Source organism: Roseibium sp. QJM3NY_11 (genome assembly GCF_056173175.1).
The window spans coordinates 3,730,334-3,748,851 of record NZ_CM149660.1; the positions used below are offsets into that span (position 1 = coordinate 3,730,334).

Annotated in this window: 15 protein-coding genes; 8 read left to right on the plus strand and 7 right to left on the minus strand. The window is 62.2% G+C overall.

Annotated features, from left to right (window positions below; all coding sequences use genetic code 11):
- Nucleotides 1–271: 271 nt before the first annotated feature.
- From AC0VX3_RS17155 to AC0VX3_RS17175, 5 genes are all read right to left on the minus strand, one after another.
- Complete coding sequence (locus AC0VX3_RS17155) at nucleotides 272–1,363, minus strand: metal-dependent hydrolase (protein ID WP_475521530.1); 1,092 nt, start codon at nucleotides 1,361–1,363, stop codon at nucleotides 272–274.
- Nucleotides 1,364–1,495: 132 nt separating this feature from the next.
- Complete coding sequence (ilvD, locus tag AC0VX3_RS17160; protein ID WP_475521531.1) at nucleotides 1,496–3,340, minus strand: dihydroxy-acid dehydratase; 1,845 nt, start codon at nucleotides 3,338–3,340, stop codon at nucleotides 1,496–1,498.
- A gap of 364 nt (nucleotides 3,341–3,704) precedes the next feature.
- Nucleotides 3,705–4,811 carry an alkene reductase gene (locus tag AC0VX3_RS17165; protein WP_475521532.1) on the minus strand — a complete coding sequence of 369 codons (1,107 nt, stop codon included), beginning with the start codon at nucleotides 4,809–4,811 and terminating at the stop codon, nucleotides 3,705–3,707.
- Between the two features lie 106 nt (nucleotides 4,812–4,917).
- Complete coding sequence (locus AC0VX3_RS17170) at nucleotides 4,918–5,529, minus strand: TetR/AcrR family transcriptional regulator (RefSeq protein ID WP_475521533.1); 612 nt, start codon at nucleotides 5,527–5,529, stop codon at nucleotides 4,918–4,920.
- A 101-nt stretch (nucleotides 5,530–5,630) separates the two neighbouring features.
- Nucleotides 5,631–6,815: an ABC transporter substrate-binding protein gene (locus AC0VX3_RS17175; protein ID WP_475521534.1), complete on the minus strand. Its 1,185-nt coding sequence runs from the start codon at nucleotides 6,813–6,815 to the stop codon at nucleotides 5,631–5,633.
- Between the two features lie 284 nt (nucleotides 6,816–7,099).
- Here AC0VX3_RS17175 and AC0VX3_RS17180 point away from each other — a divergent pair, with 284 nt between their 5' ends.
- From AC0VX3_RS17180 to AC0VX3_RS17190, 3 genes are all read left to right on the plus strand, one after another.
- A complete protein-coding gene (locus AC0VX3_RS17180; RefSeq protein WP_475521535.1) occupies nucleotides 7,100–8,278 on the plus strand; it encodes an SH3 domain-containing protein in 1,179 nt (392 codons plus the stop codon).
- A 166-nt stretch (nucleotides 8,279–8,444) separates the two neighbouring features.
- Nucleotides 8,445–8,924 (plus strand): hypothetical protein, encoded by a 480-nt coding sequence (locus tag AC0VX3_RS17185; RefSeq protein WP_475521537.1) that lies wholly within the window; start codon nucleotides 8,445–8,447, stop codon nucleotides 8,922–8,924.
- Nucleotides 8,925–9,082: 158 nt separating this feature from the next.
- Entirely contained in the window at nucleotides 9,083–10,279 is a 1,197-nt protein-coding gene (locus AC0VX3_RS17190) for a lytic murein transglycosylase (RefSeq protein ID WP_475521538.1), read from the plus strand.
- A 145-nt stretch (nucleotides 10,280–10,424) separates the two neighbouring features.
- Here the strand turns inward: AC0VX3_RS17190 and AC0VX3_RS17195 are convergent, their stop codons facing one another.
- A complete protein-coding gene (locus AC0VX3_RS17195) occupies nucleotides 10,425–10,985 on the minus strand; it encodes a cupin domain-containing protein (RefSeq protein ID WP_475521539.1) in 561 nt (186 codons plus the stop codon).
- 40 nt (nucleotides 10,986–11,025) lie between these two features.
- Entirely contained in the window at nucleotides 11,026–11,730 is a 705-nt protein-coding gene (locus AC0VX3_RS17200) for a metal-dependent hydrolase (protein WP_342894285.1), read from the minus strand.
- 327 nt (nucleotides 11,731–12,057) lie between these two features.
- Between AC0VX3_RS17200 and AC0VX3_RS17205 the strand changes: the two genes are divergently transcribed.
- The 5 genes from AC0VX3_RS17205 to AC0VX3_RS17225 all read left to right on the plus strand — a co-directional run bounded on the left by AC0VX3_RS17205 (nucleotide 12,058) and on the right by AC0VX3_RS17225 (nucleotide 18,473).
- Nucleotides 12,058–14,463 carry an EAL domain-containing protein gene (locus AC0VX3_RS17205; RefSeq protein ID WP_475521540.1) on the plus strand — a complete coding sequence of 802 codons (2,406 nt, stop codon included), beginning with the start codon at nucleotides 12,058–12,060 and terminating at the stop codon, nucleotides 14,461–14,463.
- A gap of 69 nt (nucleotides 14,464–14,532) precedes the next feature.
- Nucleotides 14,533–15,021, plus strand: coding sequence for a Holliday junction resolvase RuvX (ruvX, locus tag AC0VX3_RS17210; RefSeq protein ID WP_475521541.1), 489 nt, complete (start codon nucleotides 14,533–14,535; stop codon nucleotides 15,019–15,021).
- A gap of 88 nt (nucleotides 15,022–15,109) precedes the next feature.
- Nucleotides 15,110–16,036 (plus strand): AEC family transporter, encoded by a 927-nt coding sequence (locus AC0VX3_RS17215; protein WP_475521542.1) that lies wholly within the window; start codon nucleotides 15,110–15,112, stop codon nucleotides 16,034–16,036.
- Nucleotides 16,037–16,202: 166 nt separating this feature from the next.
- Entirely contained in the window at nucleotides 16,203–17,159 is a 957-nt protein-coding gene (locus tag AC0VX3_RS17220; RefSeq protein WP_475521543.1) for an aspartate carbamoyltransferase catalytic subunit, read from the plus strand.
- Between the two features lie 12 nt (nucleotides 17,160–17,171).
- On the plus strand, nucleotides 17,172–18,473 hold the full coding sequence (locus AC0VX3_RS17225) for a dihydroorotase (RefSeq protein WP_475521544.1): 1,302 nt from the start codon (nucleotides 17,172–17,174) through the stop codon (nucleotides 18,471–18,473).
- Nucleotides 18,474–18,518: the final 45 nt, after the last annotated feature.

Below are 18,518 nucleotides of genomic sequence, written 5' to 3' on the forward strand. Positions count from 1 at the left end.
CCCGTCAAACAAAAACAGAGGCATGATTTCCGGGAACAGTTAATTCTTGCTTGCTAATTCTACCAAGGTTTTCACCGGCAAAATTCTGCATATTTCTTCATCAACCACGCCCGTTCCCTGACCGGCCGCGGGCAAAAAACAAACACCTGAAAAACAATGCCTAATTTTGGAAAGCACCTGTTGCCGACGCCATGAAGCAAGGACGAGGCTCTGAAACCGTGCTCAAAATTGGGGCAGGCTCCAGATTTCCAGAGCGGGTCTTTCGCCCTTTTCAGCCTGCGGCCGGTCCGCCCGATAAACAGCTGGCGACCACGCTGTCGCCGGACAGGCCCGGGAGATCCGCTTCGGCGTGCCGCACACCTGGTCTGCCCAGCAACCTGGCCTGGAGCCAGTCCCAGTCGCCCTCTTCCACCCGGACGGTATCCAGCAGCCGTTCCGGGCCGGCGGGCCGAACGCCGGCGTCGCCCATCTCCCCAATGACGAACCGGAAGGCATAGCCCGGTGTCAAACCCATGCGCAGATCGGACAGGACGACGTTGCCGTCAATCAGGTCTGTTGTGAAAAACCCGCGGCTGAACCAGTTCAGTTTTTGAAATGAACCGGTTTCCTCAAGGCAGGACAGCAGCTCCGGATTTCGAGGATGGGTGTAGATTTCCGCCGGACCTGGTCCGTCCAGCAGCGAAATATACAGGTTGTCATAGCTGTCTTCCCGAAGTCCGATCACTTTCCAGACAAGGATGTTGAGGGGTGTGGCGAGTGCGTAGACCTTGTCCGGCGGACCGCCGTTTTCCAGAAAGATCCGATTTGCCTTCACCGCCACGAATTGTTGGACAGCGATGCTCAGAGCGAGATAACCGGTGGAAAGGAGGAGTGCGGCAGCGACCCAGTTCCCAAGCCGCGGGGTCCACGTCTTTTTGAAGAGCGCCCACACCACCACCGCCAGCAACGGCAGGGTGTAAAGCGGGTCGATGATGAACACGGAGCCTATGCCCACCGGATCGGAATAGACCGGCCAGAAGATCCGCGTCCCGTAGACCGTCATGGTATCGATGATCGCATGGGTCGACAGGCACAGGAACACGGCCGTCCAGACCAGCCAGCGATGTGCGCGCAGGCCCCTGAAGAGACGCAGCAGCCCCTCCCCCAGGATCGGTGTGGCGAGAGCATGCACGAAGACCGAATGGGTCCAGCCCCGGTGGTAGACGAAGCTGTCGACTGGATCATCGAACGGAATGAACACGTCCAGATCCGGCAGAGTGCCGAGTGCGCCGCCGACAAGAGCGGCTTTGCGGGGGCCGATTTTCCTGCCGAGGAGTGCGGTGGAAACGGCAGCGCCGAGCACGAACTGAGTAAGAGAATCCATCGCAGAACCGTAGCATGATCGATTGGGAAAGTGCGCCGTCATGTGCGGCAGGGCCGAAGACGCGGCCCTGCCCTGAGACGGAACAGGCGGGTCTCGAAACCCGCCTGTTCAAGCAAAAACATGCTTTGAAACTCAGTCCACTTCGCGGACCGCGCCTTTCGAGGCGCTGGTGGCCATTTTGGCGTAGGCGCGCAGCGCCTTTGTCACCTTGCGGGTGCGTTTCTCGACCGGTTTCCAGGCAGCTTCGCCCCTGGCATCCATCTCCGCCCGCCGCCGGGCAAGTTCGCCGTCGGACAGGTCCACCTTCAGCACCCGGTTCGGAATGTCGATAACGATCATGTCGCCGTCTTCCACCAGGCCGACGGCACCGCCCTCGGCGGCTTCCGGCGAAATATGGCCGATGGAGAGCCCGGAGGACCCGCCCGAGAAACGTCCGTCGGTGACCAGGGCGCAGGCCTTGCCGAGGCCCTTCGACTTGAGATAGCTGGTCGGATAGAGCATTTCCTGCATGCCGGGGCCGCCGCGGGGCCCCTCGTAGCGGATCAGCACCACGTCGCCCTCCTTGACCTTGTTGGTCAGGATCGCGGAGACCGCGCTGTCCTGGCTTTCGAAGATACGGGCCGGGCCGGAAAACTTCAGGATGCTCTCGTCGACGCCCGCCGTCTTCACCACGCAGCCGTCCTTGGCGATGTTGCCGTATAGCACCGCCAGTCCGCCATCCTTGCTGTAGGCATGGTCAAGTTCGCGAATGACACCGGACTTCCGGTCCAGATCGAGGTCATCCCAGCGCCGTTCCTGGCTGAAGGCCACCTGGGTCGGCACACCGCCCGGTGCGGCGCTGAAAAACCGGTGCACGCTTTCGGAATTGGTCTGGCGGATGTCCCAGCGGGCCAGTGCTTCCTTCATGGTCGATGCATGGACCGTCGGCACGTCCGAGTGCAGCAGACCCGCGCGGTCAAGTTCACCGAGGATCGACATGATGCCGCCGGCACGGTGCACGTCCTCCATGTGAATGTTCTCGACCGCCGGAGCGACCTTGCACAGGACCGGCACGCTTTTGGACAGGCGGTCGATGTCATCGATGGTGAAGCCGATTTCGCCCTCGTGGGAGGCCGCAAGCAGATGCAGGATGGTGTTGGTCGAACCGCCCATCGAGATGTCGAGGCTCATGGCGTTTTCGAACGCCTTGAAACTGGCGATGTTGCGCGGCAGGACGCTTTCGTCGTCCTGTTCGTAGTAGCGCTTGGCCAGATCGACGATCAGGTGGCCCGCTTCCACGAAGAGACGCTCGCGGTCGGCATGGGTGGCCAGTGTCGAGCCGTTGCCCGGCAGCGACAGGCCCAGCGCCTCGGTCAGGCAGTTCATGGAATTGGCGGTGAACATGCCGGAACACGAGCCGCATGTCGGACAGGCATTTTGTTCCAGCGCGAGAACATCGGCATCGGACATGCGGTCGTCGGCTGCCGCCACCATGGCATCGACCAGATCGACCGATTTTTCGACACCGTTTTCAAGAACCACCTTGCCGGCTTCCATGGGACCGCCGGAAACGAACACCACCGGAATGTTCAGCCGCATGGCTGCATTCAGCATGCCTGGCGTGATCTTGTCGCAATTGGAAATACAGACCAGCGCATCGGCGCAATGGCCGTTGACCATATACTCGACCGAGTCGGAAATGACCTCGCGTGAGGGCAGTGAATAGAGCATGCCGTCATGGCCCATGGCGATGCCGTCATCGACCGCTATGGTGTTGAATTCCTTGGCGACACCGCCGGCTTTTTCCACTTCCCGCGCAACCAGCTGACCCAGGTCCTTCAGGTGAACATGACCGGGAACAAACTGTGTGAAGGAATTGGAGATCGCGATGATCGGCTTGCCGAAATCGTTGTCCTTCATACCCGTGGCGCGCCACAGGCCGCGCGCGCCGGCCATGTTGCGACCATGGGTCGACGTTCTGGAACGATAAGGGGGCATAGTGGTCTCTCCCTACATGTGCAGACCGCTCTCGGGCACCGGCCTTCCTTGGCAAGCCGGTCCGGAGAGCTTACCGCGCCCGAATGTAACTCTGTCGGAGGGTTTGACAGGTTTTTCGATCCGGCGAAAGGGCGGATTGAAGGAAAAGTGTACGCTCCGGTACGGTTGCCTTGATGCCGCCGACCCGAACCGGCTCACCGAAGCGATCCGCGGGCGCGGACCCCTGAAACTGTCAGGCAGGTCATGACTGCCTGGAAAGAGAAAGCCGGTGCAGACCCGAGGATCGGCACCGGCTTTCCTTCGGGCCGCCATGGACAGTGTGGATGTCAGCCGGCCCGAAACCCAGATCGCTCGTCCGGGTTCCTTATTCGGCCGCCACTGCGCGTTCCCCGAGAGCCGGGTAGTCCGTGTAGCCATGCGCATCGCCGCCGTAGAGCGTGTCCGTGTCCAACTCGTTCAGCGGCGCATCCTTCTGGAGCCTGTCGACGAGATCCGGATTGGAAATGAAGGGGCGGCCGAAGGCAACGAGGTCGAGCCTCCCGCTCTCCACGGCATCTATCGCGGTTGCCCGGTCATATCCGTTGTTGCCCATATGGGCGCCGTCGAACAGTCCGTAGAGCGCCGAGAGATCGCCTCCCTCGGGAATGTCGCGCGATCCGCCGGTCTGGCCTTCGACCAGATGCAGATAAGCCGGCCTGTAGCCGTTGAGCAGCCTGATCGCATGGGAGAAGGTTGCCTGCGGATCGCTGTCGGCACTGTCGTTTGCACCGGAGAACGGACTGAGGCGTACACCGACCCGATCCCCTCCCCAGACACCGACGACCGCGTCCATCACTTCTTTCAGGAACCGGGCGCGGTTTTCGATCGGACCGCCGTAAGTGTCATCGCGTTTGTTGGATCCGTCACGCAGGAACTGGTCGATCAGGTAACCGTTCGCCGCATGAACCTCGATGCCGTCGAACCCTGCCTTCTTGGCGTTTTCGGCCGCCTTGCGATAATCCTCGACAATGCCCGGGATCTCGCTTGCCTCAAGGGCCCGCGGGGTCGGTGTGTCGACAAACTGGGTGCCGTCAAAGGTTTTGGAGGCGGCAGCGATCGCGGACGGGGCCACAGGGTCCACGCCATCCGGCTGCAGGACCGGATGTGAAATCCGGCCGACATGCCAAAGCTGGATGACGATCTTGCCGCCCTTGGCATGAACGGCATCGGTCACCTTTTTCCACCCCGCCACCTGGGCATCGGAGTAGATGCCCGGCGTCCAGGCATAGCCCTTGCCCTGGGGCGAGATCTGGGAAGCTTCGGTGATGATGAGACCCGCGCCGGCGCGTTGCTCATAGTATTTCACGGTCAGGTCATGCGGCGCATCGTCTTCGGGCCGCGCCCGATTGCGTGTGAGCGGGGCCATGACGACACGGTTTGAAAGCGCGATGGCCCCCGCCGTGAAGGGCGTAAAAAGTTTGAATTCCGACATGATCACTCATCCTTTTGACTGTCATTGACGTGGTTGTTGTTTCCGGACTCTTCAGTCCAAAATTAGGCGCAAGTGTTTCCGGAGTGCGTTTTGAGAAACAGGACGGTCAGGGAGAAAGCACCGACCTGGCTTGTTGAAGGGTTCTGTCGATCCTGTCCGCGGGGACCCCGGCCTTGCGCAGCGCGATTGTCCCGATTGCCAGGGAGGAATAGGCGCTTGCCCTGTCACGGACTGCATCCGGGTTATCGGGGTCGATCGCCCTGGCAAACAATTCCTCGATACTTTCAAGGTGACTGCGTCCGATCGCGGCCACCCTCTCATCGTGCGGAGCAAGTTCGGTGATGCAATTGACCAGCAGGCACCCTCTCGGGCCCCCGTTCGGATCCGAAAGCGCCTGCATCATCGCAGCTACCGCGTCGCTTTCCGCGGTATCCGCGACCTCCTTCAGGTTCCTGAGCCCGTTTCTGGAATAGTGTTCCACGGCTCGAAGGAACAACGTCTGCTTGCTGTCGAAGGTTCCGTAGAAACTCGAGCGGCTCAAGCCCATGGCCCCGGTCAGGTCGTCCAGGGACGTGGCCTCGAAGCCTTTCTGCCAGAAGACACGCATCGCCGCGTCCAGCGCCGCCGCTTCGTCGAAGCTGCGCGGACGTCCGGGTCCGGGAGTGCGTCTGGCTGCGCCTCCGCTATTTGGTCCTGCATGTGCCTGTGTCTCGGTCATGTCCCTGATATGGACCGCGAGGTCCAGAATGCAAGAGAGCCGGAAGATGTTTCTGGACTGAGCGTTTCAGAAAGACCGGAGACCGTGGTGCCGCGGCCCGGTCACATCCGGCAAGACCCGGCAAAGGCGTCGCCGACATCGTCGAAAACCCGGGCGACGGCCTCCATCTCGTAAAGCCGGCTTGTGCGCCGGACACCTTCGACCAGATAAAAGTCCTGGATCGGAAACTGGTTGGAATTGAACCGGAAGTCGCCACGAACGCTTTCGAACGGCGCCGCACCGATCGCGGACAGCAGGGCTTCCATGTCCTTGATACCGCCGGTCAGCTCCAGGGCGAAGTGAATCAGCTTGCCCGCATCGTAGCCCTGAGCGGCATAGACAGACGGCGCATAGCTGTAGGCCCGGCCGAAATCGCGCACGAACTGCTTGTTGGCCTGATTGTCCAGATTGGGAGCCCATTGAGAGGCTGAAAACAATCCCTCCGCCATCTCGGACGTGTAAGGCAGCGACAGGGCATTCACCGTATTGGAGGACAAGAACGGGATGAGGCCTTTCAGACCGGAGGTGTGAAACTGCTTGACCAGTTCAACGCCCATGCCACCGGGCATGAAGACATAGACCGCATCGGGCTCGATTTCCTCGACCTGTTTGAATTCGTCGGAAAAATCCGTGGCACCGAGCTTGGGAAACAATTCCCGGGCGATCTGTCCCTTGAAATGCCGCCTGAAGGCGACGATGGCGTCCCGGGCCGCCTCGAAATCCGGCGCGATGGTGACCACCTGCTGATAGCCCTTCAGACTGGCGTAGCGTCCCATGGTCTCGTGGACCTGGTCATCCTGAGAGGCGGTGGAGAAGAAATAGCGACTGCAATTGCGTCCTGCGATCGGCGCCGGTCCGGAATGGGTGCCGATGAAAAGCGTCTTCGTGCGCACGATCGGATCGTGAACAGCAAGCATGACCTTGGAAAAATTCACGCCGACAATGAGATCGACACCGTTCTGCTCGATGAGTTTCGTCGCCTGTTCGAGCGCATAGTCCGGATCCAGCTTGTCGTCGACTTCAAGAACGTTGGTCGGCAGGCCGCCAAGCGCTCCATTCGATTGCTGAACCGCAAGCATGAAGCCGTCCCGCATGTGCTGGCCGTAAATGGCCGCCGGTCCCGACAGGGTGGCCATCAGGCCGATCTTCAGTTCCGGTATGTCCTGGGCAACAGTCTGGCCGGCGACGACAAGGCCGGCCGCAGCGCCTGCCAGGAGGGAAAAAAATTGCGAAAGCCCGCGTTTCATCATGATCTGCCCGTTCAATATTGCGCCGAAGAACCGATCACGACCGGCCCGGCGCGCCCGCGGCCGGTCTTTGAGCCGGACGACTTTCGGCCATTATGGCAAACAACGGTTAGGCTTTTGCAAACGGCAGGCAACTTGCCGCAAACCCGATCACATCCCTGTCATATTTTCCCGAAATTTCCCCAGAGCCGCCGCAATCCGGCCCGTGTGGCGACGCATTGGCGAAGGTTAATACACTCCTGTCCGCTTCAAGCGCGCCCCAACCGCACCACAAGGAGGGTTTCATGTATTTTGTACCCGTGTCAGCCGCGGCTTGCGACAAATTCCACGCCACCGGTCCAGACCCTGTCCCGGAGGCGACGCCAAAAACCGGTCTGAAACTGGTTACCGGACCCATAGCCTCCCCCGACGTTTCCCCGGCGACTTCCCCTTACGGGCCGAAGATCAACCCGGAAACGCTCGCCGCGCGGATCCTGGATCTGCATGCGGGCGCAGAGGACGAAAACGCGACGACCTGCCGGCGTCCCCGGCTCGCGGACGGCCCGGAAGGTGCAGAAGATGCCGAAGGTTCGGAAACCTTGGGCGCTCATGATTTTGACATGCAGGGAATTCTCAGGCGTCACGCGCAGACGGATCCATCCGAAGCTCCCTTGCCGGAAGTGCCCGATACGGCGCCGGCTGCCGTCCATCGCAGGCCCGGTATCAAGGTCGCGCTCGCAGGTACTCTTGCGATTGCGGCGGCTGGCACCGCCGTTCTGTTGGGCATCGGCGGTTTTTCCGGCAGCACTTCAGGAACCCTGACAGTCACCCCCCAGGACATCGCAGTAAATCCGACAATCGAGGGGCTGATCGCAGCCAACGTCTCCACCCGGCAGAACGCGCGCACCGACGGCCCGAGCCCGGCGCAGATCGCCAACGCGAAGATCCGCATCCAGGAAGCTTTTGCCGGCTCCGTGATCAATCGGCCGGGGATAGAGGAGACAAGCAAGATCCAGGCGCGGCTGACCTTGCCCCGGCAGGTTGCAAGCCAAACCGCCACGCCGCCTTCGCTCCGGTCTATTGCGACGGACGCGCCCCCCGGCACGCCCACGCAGGGCGCCGCCGTGTCCCGGCAGACAGAACTGCCCGAACAGGAACCGGCGACCGCTGGATCCGGCCAGGTGTCCCCTTCGGCACCCGCTGTTGCCGACGACGCCTTCAGCACCACGAAGACGGCCCCGCCCCTTGAGGCAGCCTCCCCGGCCCCGGCCACCTATCCCAACACGGGCACCTACCCCAACACGGGCACGATCACCGCTTCGGTCAATCTTCGGCAATCGGACGACAATGATGCGGCCGTTCTGGCGGTTGTCCCGGCAGGCACAAGCGTGACTTACGACAGCTGCGGAACCTGGTGGTGCGGCATCGCCTATCAGGGGCAGCGGGGATTTGTCGGCCGGTCGTTCCTTGAAAAGGCACAGTGACTTCGGACACATTGTCCCGATCCCGGTAGAACGTTGTTAAGCGCAACCCGCTAGAATGCGCGCATTCCGGGCCCCCGCCGCGATCACCAAGGCGGGTGGCTTCCTGTTCATTCCGGTTGCTGCCCGGTTGCTGCCCGGTTGCTGCATTGCCGACAGGAGACAGTTCATGGCTTGCCGATCCCGCGCCCGCACCCTCGCGATTGCACTCGTGGCCTCAAGCGCCGGAGCACCGGCGGCCCTGGCGGACGGCACCGACTGCGTCATTTACGCCACCGACTACGCCAACGCCCGTATGGGCAGCGGCGACTTGGTTGGCGACGCGGTGTCCGGCGGCATGACCGGTGCGGTTGCAGGTGGCGCCTGGCGCGGCCCCGGCGGCGCCCGCCGCGGTGCGCGCGCCGGTGGCGCCCTCGGCGTTCTGGACAATCTCGGCTCCCTGCCCGGCGGCTGGCAGGCACTCTACGACATGGCCTATCAGATGTGTCAGCAGCAGACCTCCGGCGCTGCGGCCGCGCCCTACTATCCCGCGCCCGGCCTGGCACCTTCCGGTTCCGATTGCCGCTCATCGGCCAGCGTCAACGCGCCCCTGAGACGTACGCCCGAAGGCGGCATCATCGCGGGTTCGGGCATGGGCGACTGCCGGTAGAACCTCCCTGCTGATCGGCCGGTGGCGGCACACTGCCTCGTGGAAGACCCCTGGAAAGGCCTGTGAACGGTTGACCTTGAGCGCGAAGCACAGTCAACTGTGGCCGATTTTTTCAGGCTTCGGCCTGCCTCTCGCATTCAGAACGACAGGACTTTTTCATGATGAGCCGTGCCCGCATTTTCCCGACTACCGCAATTGCCGTCCTGACCGGCCTGCTGATGTCTCCGGTACCCGCCCTGGCCCAGCAATGCGGTGGCGATTTCGGGCAGTTCCTGGAGGGTGTCAAACAGGAAGCTGTCTCCAAAGGGCTTTCTGCGCAGGCAGCCGACCGGACGCTGGCCGGCGCCCGGATCGACCGCAAGGTTCTGTCGAGCGACCGGGCCCAGGGTGTCTTCAAGATGACCTTCCTGGATTTCTCCAAGCGCGTCATTTCCGGCTACCGGATGAAAAACGGCGCCGCCAACATGAAGAAATACGCCGGTGTGTTTCAGCGCGAAGAGGCGCAATACGGCGTCCCCGCTCCGGTCATCACCGCGTTCTGGGCCCTGGAGACCGACTTCGGCGCCGTTCAGGGCGATTTCAACACGGTCAATGCGCTGGCAACGCTGGCCCATGATTGCCGCCGGCCGCATCTGTTCCGGCCACAACTGATCGCGGCCATCGAAATGGTCCAGCACGGCGATCTCGACCCGCAGCGCACGACCGGCGCCTGGGCCGGTGAAATCGGCATGGTGCAGATGCTGCCCGAGGACATCATCAAGTTCGGCAAGGACGGCGACGGCGACGGCCATGTCAAGCTGAAGGAAAGCGCCGCCGATGCGATCATGACTGCCGGGGCCTTCATCCAGCATCTCGGCTGGCGCCGCGGCGAGCCCTGGCTCCAGGAAGTGGTGGTGCCGCAAAGCCTCGACTGGGCGGCAACGGGTCTCAACAAGACCCGGACCGGGTCCCAGTGGGCATCGCTTGGCGTACAACCGCGCTGGGGGCAGATTTCCGGCAATCTCCCTGCTTCCCTGCTGCTGCCGCAGGGGCGCAAGGGTCCGGCCTTCCTCGCCTATCCGAATTACAACATCTATCTGGAATGGAACCAGTCGTTCATCTACACGACCACGGCCGCCTATTTCGCGACACGGCTGGCAGGAGCACCGGTCTATAGCCAGGGCAACCCGGAACCGGGCCTGAACGACGCGCAGATGAAGCAGCTTCAGACCAAACTCAGCAACCAGGGCTACGATGTCGGCAAGATCGACGGCATTCTGGGTTCGGGCACCCGCGCCGCCGTTCAGGATGTCCAGCAGAAGCTCGGCATGCCCGCAGACGCATGGCCCACTCCCGCATTGCTGAACAGGCTCTAGGATTGTTGGCGGGGTCCAACTGGACCCGAGCATCTTGCCCGCGTGACACTGAATGCGGGCAAGTTGTTCCAGTCATTGCATCGAACTGCCGACATCACCACGGCCCGCATCGATCAGGCATGCGGGCGATGAGGCTGGAAAGCACCTATTCGACCTTGGCCTTGTCGTCCCCGGGTGCCGGCTCCAGTACGGTCGGCTTGCCCTCGTCGCCCAGCAGGAACACCGCCAGAATCTTCGCCGGCACGGCGCCGGTGTTTTCGCCGCGATGGGTCACATCCATGGCTTCCAGGATGCCCTCCCCCTCACGATAGACCTTCTTGCCGATTTCTTCGTAGGTCACCGTGATCTCGCCCTCAAGGATATAGGCGAAGAGCGGGGCGTGGTGCTGATGCCAGGCCGTGACCTCGCCCGGTGCCATGGTGATCTCGACAGCCCGGACGGAAGGGTTCTGCTGCGGAAAGGCGACTTTTTCGCCGGCCACCGTCTCGTCGCCCGCAAAGATTTCAACCACCGTTTCATAAGGTGTCGATGACGCGGCCGCCGCCTCGAGCGCAGCCTTGGAACCAGGCTTTGCGGCCGGCTGCGAGGGCGCGGGCTTGCCGTCGGGCGTTATGGACTTGTCGGCCGCGAGGACCGGTCCGGAGACCAGGATGGCGGCCAGAAAGGTGGCAAGGCAAAAACCAGCAGTCAGTCTGAACAGGGACATTGTCATTTCATCCGTCGTTTGTTCCGATTTCCGGGGCGACTCAAACGTCGAGGCCGGTGCCCGGTGCAATTTCCCGAATCTTATCCGCATCCGGCCCCATTGCCCCGACAAATGTATCGGCCGTCTGATCAATTATCGGAAATGTACCGAAATGACAGGGCACGATCGTGTCGAAATTGAAGAACCGCCGGCACGCCATCGCCGCGACCTTGCCGCCCATGGTGAAGCGGTCTCCGATCGGGACGATGCCGATCTGTGGCCGGTAAATCTCGTTGATGAGCCCCATGTCGGTGAAAATATCCGTGTCACCCATGTGATACAGCACTTTCTGGCCCGGCACCTCGACGATCACGCCATGCGGGTTTCCCAGGTAGATCGCTTCGCCCTCGCCCTGCTTGGAGGAGGAGTGAACAGCTGCCGTCAGCGCCACCTTGAAGGGGCCGGCATTGACCATGCCGCCCGTGTTCATCGGACTGATGTTGTCAACGCCCTGACGGGTCGCCCACATGCAGATCTCGAAATTGGCGGTGAGTTGCGCACCGGTCTTCTTCAAAATGTCGACGGCATCGCCGACATGGTCGTCGTGACCATGGGTCAGAATGACGTGGGTCACCCCCTCCGCAACCTGATCGACACTCAGATGGTCCGGAAAGGACGGATTGCCGGACAGAAACGGATCCATGAGAATGGAGGCACCTTCGATTTCGATCTTGAAGGCGGAATGGCCATACCATGTGAGTTTCATGTGTTCATGTTACCTTTGTTCAGACACGGTCCGTGTCTCATAAGAGAAGAAAAAAGGGCCCTGGAAAAGGCAAAACATCACAAGAACGGATGCAAGACCCCGAACATCTTCCCGGTTGATGGAACCCGAACCGATTTCCTGCCATAAACTGCAATGCAAATTTTACTGAGTTCTCATGAGGCTGCATTGTTTGATACGGTTGCGCAAAACAGGTTCCGGAAATTGCCGGGACCGCGTTAAGGTCTGTCTTTGAGCTGAAAGACAGACTGACCGAAATTACAAAATGACAGTTTCTGTATCCGAGTCGGCTGGGGAGAGGATATCGGAATGAAGATCCGTAGCTATCTTGTCTTCTTTTTACTCGTTGCGACTCTTTTGCCGACGCTCATTTTCAGCCTCTGGTCCTATCGCGACGCGGTGTCGCGGGAATTCGCCGAGGTCGAGGACCGGCACCTCCTGCTCGCCCGCAAGACAAGCCTTGCTCTGGACCGTTACCAGCGCAATCTGATCACCACTTTCGAGGCCGTGAGCTCGAGCCTGGTTCTGGGCAAGAGTCCGGAGGAGTTTTCCGGCCTGCTCGCCCGGCTCGATATGTGCTGCGTCTTCATCACCGACAAGTCGGACGGCAGGGTCGAAAGCGGCATCCGGACACCCGGGTCACAGATCATCAGCCAGGTTCCGGCGGACCTGTTTGCCCGGCTCGAACAGATCGCCCGGCAGGATCGCCCAGTATTCTCCAACATCATGCTCTCGAGCGACAATCAGAATTCCATTTTTCTGGTCCGGGAACTGGAGCACCATTATGCCATCGGCCGGATCTCCCCGCGCTATTTCATCAACCTCGGCAAGAACATCACCTTCGGCGAAAAAGGCCACGCTACCATCGTCGACAAGTCGGGCTGCGTCATCGCCCACCCCAGACAGGAATGGGTCGACAGCCGGAAGGATATCTCGGAAATCCCGACGGTCGCGCGCATGATGAACGGCGAAACCGGGATCGGGGAATTTTACTCGCCTGCGGTGAACAAGATGATGGTCGCCGGGTTCACGTCGGTGGCGGGCCCCGGCTGGGGCGTGATGGTGCCGCAGCCAGTTTCGGAGATCTATGAAAAGGTCGCCTGGAACCAGTCCTCCCTGTTGCTCATTGTCGCGGGTGCCGCACTGGCGACCATTGTGATCGGCTGGTTCCTGGCACGGTCCCTGTCACGGCCGCTCGAAGACCTGGCGCTGGCGGCGCATACCAGCACCCGGAACCAGAAGCTGGCCCCGGTCTCCACACGCGGCAGCCTGTTCCGGTTCACCGAGATCGCCGACTTCTGCGACAGCTACAACACGATGGTCTCCCGCATGACCAGGGCTGGCGAACAGATAGAAAGGCTTGCCTACAGCGATCACGTGACCGGCTTGCCGAACCGCGATCATCTGCAAACCGTCGCCGATCCGATCCTGGCAGAAGCCAGCGACCCAGAGCGTGGCGGCATCCTCGTCTTGATCGACCTGGACAACTTCAAGGAAGTCAACGACCTGCATGGTCATCATGCCGGCGATCTTCATCTCAAGGCCTGTGCCGCGACACTTTTGCAGGTGGCTGACGGCGTGCAGGTGAATCACGGTGGTCCGGGCAGACCGTTCGCGCCGCCCCTGGTGGCCCGCATCGGGGGCGACGAATTCATCATGCTGATCCAGGGCCTGGTGTCCGATCGCCAGATCCGGGACTTTCTGAAGTCCGTTCTGGCGGCGCTTGCAGCGCCGAACGCCGACCTCAGTGTTCCTCCGAGTGCCAGCATCGGCTGCGCGCTGTTTCCCGAGCACGGCCTGCAGCTTGAAGAACTGACGAAACGTGCAAACGTCGCCATGTATCACGCCAAGCGCGCGGGAAAGAACCGCACACATGTCTATTCACCGGCGATCGACAGGCAGTCGGCGGCGGAAATCCGGCGCGATCTGGTCACGGCGATAGAAAACGACCAGTTGTGTCTGGAATACCAGCCGAAGATCTGCACGACCCGACGCAAGGTGGTCAGTGTCGAGGCCCTCGTGCGCTGGGACCATCCGGAGTTCGGGCGTCTTTTGCCCGGCTACTGGGTGCCCCTGCTCAGGGGATCGCAAGCGTTGAACCGACTGGGCGAATGGGTCACCGGACAGGCCATGCGCGACCACGCGCTGCTCGCGGCGCAAGGCCACGACCTCTGGATGTCGGTCAACATCGGTTCGAACCATTTCATTTCACCCGATTTCATCGACGCCCTCGAGTCGATCCGGTCCAGCGTGGGGTTCGAAAGCGACCGGTTGGAAATCGAGGTGACCGAGGACGCCCTGTTCGCATCGGAGCAGCGCGCGCTGACGACCTTCACGCGTCTTCACGAACTGGGCTACAGGGTGTCGATCGACGATTTCGGCACCGGCTATTCGAACATCACCCGCCTTGCCGGCCTGCCGGCCGGTTACCTGAAACTCGACCATTCCCTGATCTCGGGCGCCAGTGCGGACCCGCGCGTCCGGACAATTCTTGCGTCGACCATCGACATGGCGAAAAAACTGGGATGCAAGACCATCGCGGAGGGCATCGAGACGGAAGATCAGGCCGAATTCGCGACATACCTTGGCGCAAACGGCCTGCAAGGCCGGTATTTCACCGGCAGTCTGCCGCTTGCGGACCTGATGGCCTGGCTGGAACTCCAGAAAACCGACGCCGGCCACGCCTATCTGAAACCCGAATTCGTAGCGGTTTAATGTTTGGCGCCCGACCTTGCGGTTTCATTCCCGCTGGATCAAACGCGCCCGTCCTGCTAGAGCCTTGGCATGGCCAACGACCCCTCACTTTCACTTGACGACTTCCTTGCCGCCATCCCGGACAATGGCAGGCTGATCGGGCTCGATCTCGGCACCAAGACCATCGGCCTGGCCCTGTCGGACCTCGGCCGCGGCATTGCCTCGCCCATGGAGACGATCCGGCGGAAGAAGTTCACGCTGGATGCGGAAAAACTGATTGAGATCTGCGACAAGCATGTCATCGGCGGCATCGTTCTCGGCCTGCCGTTCAACATGGACGGCAGCGAAGGGCCCAGGGCGCAGGCCACCCGCGCCTTCGCCCGCAACCTCTCTCAAAAGACGTCCCTGCCGATCACCTACTGGGATGAACGCCTGTCGACGGCCGCCGTCACCCGCACGCTGCTGGAGGCCGACACCAGCCGGGCAAAGCGCGCCAACGTCGTCGACAAGATGGCCGCCGCCTACATTCTGCAGGGGTTCCTGGACCGACTGAGATTCATGGGGTTGGAACGGGAATAATGCGTTCCTCCGCCTGCCCCGGCGTTCGCCCAACGTCCCCGCCCTGGCAGGAGACATCGGGTTTTCCGTCAATCGCGAGACCGCCCGCATGCTGACCACGCTGACCGCCCTGATGCCCGTGATCCTCGTGATCGCCTCCGGCTATCTGATTGCCCGCACCGGGCTGATCACCGGCGAGCAATGGCGCGGGGTCGAGCGGCTGGCCTATTTCGTCCTGTTCCCCGCGGTGCTGTTCCGGACCATTTCTCAGGCGGATTTCGCCAGTTTTCCGACCCTGAACATGGGCGCGAGCCTGCTGGCCTCGATCTTCGCCATGGCTATTTTGTTGATGCTCGCCCGCCCCGCCATCGAACGGGTGTGGGGGATCGATCCGGGCCGGTTCACCTCCATCTTTCAGGGAACCTTGCGCTGGAACGCCATGGTCGCGCTCGCGATCGCGGACAATGTCGCCGGCGACATCGGCCTTGCCATGCTGGCCGTCGCGATGGTGTTCATGATCCCGGTGCTCAACGTGTTGAGCATCCTGGTGCTGTCGCATTATGCCAGCGGCACCGCGCCGAACGGCGCCAGGATCCTGAAGGACCTCGGCACCAACCCCTTCATCATCTCGATCGGCGCCGGCGTGATTTCAAATGTCAGCGGCCTCGCGCTGCCGGGCGTGATCGACGACACGCTGGCCATTTTCGCGCGCGCGGCCCTGCCCATCGGCATCATCTGCGTCGGTGCGGGGCTGGACCTGCGCTCGCTGCGCCGCCCGGGTCCGGCCCTGACCATGGGCACCTTCCTGCGGCCCGTCTTCATGCCGCTTCTGGCGTTCGCCTTTGCAAGCCTGCTCGGCGTCACCGGCCCGGCGCTGGCGATTGTCATCATCGCAAGTGCCGTTCCCTGCGCAAGCAATTCCTATCTGCTCGCGCGCCAGATGGGCGGCGATGCCAAGCTGATGGCGGAAATCATCACATTGCAGACCCTGGTTGCGATGGTTTCGATCCCCCTGGCGCTGCTTCTGTTCACCTGAAACCGCATCCACAAACCGCTTCCACCGGCGGAACCGGCGCGGATTTTTGGGCGGACTTCCCGTTTTTGTCCAGCCGTTCAAATAGCTCGCCAGTATGTGGACAGCGGGCATGACCTGAATTCGGTGCTTGTCAGAAACACCGATTCCCCATAAAGGGATGGTCTCGATGACCGCGACACATTCCCATCGAGAGACCCCTTTCCCCCATCGTCATTTGCTGGGCATAGAGGGACTTCACCCCCACGAAATTCTGGGCCTTCTGGACCGGGCCGAGGAAGCCGTCGAGGTTTCCCGTCAGGTCCACAAGCGCAAGCACGTCCTTGAGGGGCGCACGCAGATCAATCTGTTCTTCGAAGCTTCCACCCGCACCCAAAGCTCGTTCGAGCTGGCCGGCAAGCGGCTCGGAGCGGATGTGATGAACATGGCCGTGTCCCAGTCGTCGGTCAAGAAGGGCGAGACCCTGATCGACACCGCCGCCACGCTGAACGCGATGAACCCGGATCTTCTGGTCGTGCGCCACCATGCGGCCGGCGCGGTGCAACTCCTGGCGCGCAAGGTCAGCTGCTCGGTGGTCAATGCCGGCGACGGCCCGCACGAGCATCCGACCCAGGCTCTGCTCGATGCCCTGACCATCCGCCGCCACAAGGGCAAGATCGCGCGCCTGACGGTTGCGATCTGCGGCGACATCGCCCATTCCCGTGTTGCCCGCTCGAACATCATTCTCCTGAATGCGCTCGGTGCCCGTGTGCGCGTGATCGCGCCTTCAACGCTGCTGCCGTCCGGCATCGGCAAAATGGGGGTCGAGGTCTTCCAGGACATGCGCGAAGGCCTGAAAGGCGCCGACATCGTCATGATGCTGCGCCTGCAGCGCGAACGCATGAACGGGGCCTTCATTCCCTCGGTACGCGAGTATTACCGCTATTACGGCCTCGACGCGGACAAGCTCGCCTTCGCCAGGGACGACGCGCTTGTCATGCATCCCGGCCCGATGAACCGCGGTGTCGAGATCGACCCTTCGGTCGCGGACGGCCCGCAAAGCCTGATCCGCGAACAGGTGGAAATGGGCGTGGCCGTGCGCATGGCCGTTCTGGAAGCGCTCGCGGCCAACCTGCCGAACAACTAGAGGATTGCATCCGTGGCTCCCGACGCACCCAAACCTCTGGTCCTGTCCAACGCCAGGGTGATCGACCCGGCGCGTGGCCTGGACGCCGCCGGCTCGGTGATCGTCGCCGACGGCACCATTCTGGCCGCCGGCCCGGAAGCCGCCAACCAGGGCACGCCCTATGGCGCCGAGGTCGTCGACTGCAAGGGCGCCATCGCCTGCCCGGGTCTCATCGACTTCTGCGTGTCGGTCGGGGAACCCGGCGCGGAACACCGTGAAACCCTGGCAAGCGCCTCGGGAGCCGCCGCCGCGGGCGGGGTCACCACGATCTGCACCATGCCCGACAGCGATCCCGTGATCGACGACCCGGCCCTGGTCGATTTCATCTTCCGGCGGGCCCGCGACACGGCCAGCGTCAACGTTCTGCCTCTGGCGGCCCTGACCAAGGGGCTGGAAGGCACCGAGATGGCGGAGATCGGGCTTTTGCAGGAAGCCGGCGCGGTCGCCTTCACCAACGGGCACAAATCCGTCAAGAATGCCCAGGTGATGCGGCGCATCATGACCTATGCCAGGGACTTCGACGCACTGGTGATCCATCATACCGAGGATCCGGATCTGGCCGGCGGCGTCATGAACGCCGGCCTGAATGCAAGCTGGAAGGGCCTGTCCGGTGTGCCGCGCGAAGCGGAGATCATCATGCTGGAACGGGACCTGCGCCTGGTCGGCATGTCCAGGGGGAAATACCACGCGAACCTGATCTCAACGTCCGACAGCGCCAACGTCATCCGCGCCGGCAAGGCGCGCGGCCTGGATATCACTGCCGGGGTATCGATCAACCACCTCACCCACAATGAAAACGACATCGGTGCCTACCGCACCTTCTTCAAGATGTCGCCGCCGCTGCGGGACGAGGACGACCGCCAGGCGATGATCGCCGCCGTCGCGGACGGCACGATCGACATCATCTGCTCCAACCACGATCCCCAGGACGTGGAGACCAAGCGCCATCCCTGGGCGGAAGCCGAGGATGGCGCCATCGGCCTCGAAACGCTGCTCGCAGCCGCGCTCAGGCTGCACCATTCCGATCAGGTCGAGCTGATCACGCTGCTTGCCGCGATGACCTGCCGGCCCGCCGACCGGTTGGGGCTGGAGACAGGCCGTCTTACCAAGGGCGCTCCGGCGGATGTCACCGTGTTCGACCCGGACAGGCCCTGGGTCCTGGAAAAGAGCGCGATCCGGTCGCGTTCGAAGAATTCCCCCTTCGAGGACGCCCGGTTCTCCGGCAGGGTGCTGCGCACCGTGGTCGCCGGCAGGACGGTCTACACCTATGCCTGACGGCTGACGCGTTGATCCTGCCCGGCAATTTCGTCGTGGCCGGAC

Excerpts from the sequence above, each read along its gene's own strand:
- AC0VX3_RS17185 (WP_475521537.1), top strand. The coding sequence starts at position 8,445 with ATGGCTTGCCGATCCCGCGCCCGCACCCTCGCGATTGCACTCGTGGCC.
- ruvX (WP_475521541.1), top strand. The coding sequence starts at position 14,533 with ATGGCCAACGACCCCTCACTTTCACTTGACGACTTCCTTGCCGCCATC.
- AC0VX3_RS17170 (WP_475521533.1), bottom strand. The coding sequence starts at position 5,529 with ATGACCGAGACACAGGCACATGCAGGACCAAATAGCGGAGGCGCAGCC.
- AC0VX3_RS17175 (WP_475521534.1), bottom strand. The coding sequence starts at position 6,815 with ATGAAACGCGGGCTTTCGCAATTTTTTTCCCTCCTGGCAGGCGCTGCG.
- AC0VX3_RS17180 (WP_475521535.1), top strand. The coding sequence starts at position 7,100 with ATGTATTTTGTACCCGTGTCAGCCGCGGCTTGCGACAAATTCCACGCC.
- AC0VX3_RS17220 (WP_475521543.1), top strand. The coding sequence starts at position 16,203 with ATGACCGCGACACATTCCCATCGAGAGACCCCTTTCCCCCATCGTCAT.
- ilvD (WP_475521531.1), bottom strand. The coding sequence starts at position 3,340 with ATGCCCCCTTATCGTTCCAGAACGTCGACCCATGGTCGCAACATGGCC.
- AC0VX3_RS17195 (WP_475521539.1), bottom strand. The coding sequence starts at position 10,985 with ATGTCCCTGTTCAGACTGACTGCTGGTTTTTGCCTTGCCACCTTTCTG.
- AC0VX3_RS17205 (WP_475521540.1), top strand. The coding sequence starts at position 12,058 with ATGAAGATCCGTAGCTATCTTGTCTTCTTTTTACTCGTTGCGACTCTT.
- AC0VX3_RS17215 (WP_475521542.1), top strand. The coding sequence starts at position 15,110 with ATGCTGACCACGCTGACCGCCCTGATGCCCGTGATCCTCGTGATCGCC.
- AC0VX3_RS17155 (WP_475521530.1), bottom strand. The coding sequence starts at position 1,363 with ATGGATTCTCTTACTCAGTTCGTGCTCGGCGCTGCCGTTTCCACCGCA.
- AC0VX3_RS17165 (WP_475521532.1), bottom strand. The coding sequence starts at position 4,811 with ATGTCGGAATTCAAACTTTTTACGCCCTTCACGGCGGGGGCCATCGCG.
- AC0VX3_RS17190 (WP_475521538.1), top strand. The coding sequence starts at position 9,083 with ATGATGAGCCGTGCCCGCATTTTCCCGACTACCGCAATTGCCGTCCTG.
- AC0VX3_RS17200 (WP_342894285.1), bottom strand. The coding sequence starts at position 11,730 with ATGAAACTCACATGGTATGGCCATTCCGCCTTCAAGATCGAAATCGAA.